Genomic DNA, 1,193 nt, shown 5'->3' on the forward strand with positions numbered 1-1,193 from the left:
GATGAGACTCTGAGTAATTGATTGTCAGCGCTCTCTGGCGGCTACTATGGCCGCGTCAAAAAGAGGAGAGCAGAATGGAACAGCTTTTTGTAGGTCTGGACGTGTCAAAGGAAGAGACGGCGATCTGTGTTCGAACGCAAAGCGGGATGGTCAAGTCGGCGTTCAAGAAGCCGACCGACCCCGACACCATATATCGTGCCTTGATGTGTGAACTGGAGCACATCCAATGCGTCGTTTTGGAAACCGGCCGGATGGCAAACTGGCTGTATAGCGAACTCAGCCAGCGTGGCTTGCCGATAGTCTGCATCGACGCACGTCAGGCTCACGCCGTACTGAGCCAGATGCACAATAAAACCGATAAGAATGATGCTGCCATGCTGGCAGAGCTTGCTCGTACTGGGTTCTACAAACGCATTGAAGTCAAAAGCCGAGTTTCTCAGGAACGCAGAGCCTTGCTGCGGGCGCGCGAGGTTGCAATCAAATCCCGGCTGAATGTGGAGAACACGATCCGCGGTCTGCTGGCCAGTTTCGGGATCCGTCTCCCCAAATACCTGAAGACCTATGACCAGAGGGTCCGAAAGGCGCTGGAAGGTCAGACCGATTTGATGAGAATTATCTTGCCGCTTCTACACCTACGGACCGAAGCACTGCGTCAGGCTGCGGCGCTGACGAAAGACATGATGCGTCAAGCCCGAATGGACGAAACTTGCCATCGCCTAATGACCATCCCCGGCATCGGCGCCGTGAGTGCCGTCACTTATATCGCCACGATCGACACGCCGGACCGGTTTGCCCAATCCAGATCGGTCGGGGCGTATATCGGGCTGACATCGCGTAAATACCAATCGGGCGATGTTGACTATAGTGGCCGGATATCCCGGCGCGGCGATCAGATGCTACGCACGGTTCTCTATGAAGCCGCCAACAGCTTGCTGTGCCGGGTGAAATCCGGACCTGGTCAGCATCTGAAGGACTGGGCGATTGCCATAAAGAAGCGCACAAGCCACAAGAAGGCCGTCGTGGCCTTGGCCCGGAAACTGGCTGTGATCATGCACGCGATCTGGAAAGACGGCACGGAGTTTGAACCCAGGGAGGCCTGATCAGAAAGCTGCGCGGGAAACGCGCTGGCGAGAGTTGCCGTATCGGTCGGAGCGGCAGGCTACCGGATGAACCCGTTTGATTTACATGCGAGC

1 protein-coding gene is annotated in these 1,193 nt (G+C 56.2%); it reads left to right on the forward strand.

Features of this window, described 5'->3' with window-relative positions:
• Positions 1 to 74: 74 nt before the first annotated feature.
• Positions 75 to 1,100, forward strand: coding sequence for an IS110 family RNA-guided transposase (locus CU102_RS28235; protein ID WP_106714343.1), 1,026 nt, complete (start codon positions 75 to 77; stop codon positions 1,098 to 1,100).
• Positions 1,101 to 1,193 lie beyond the last annotated feature (93 nt).

This window comes from Phyllobacterium brassicacearum (assembly GCF_003010955.1).
Lineage (GTDB): Bacteria > Pseudomonadota > Alphaproteobacteria > Rhizobiales > Rhizobiaceae > Phyllobacterium > Phyllobacterium brassicacearum.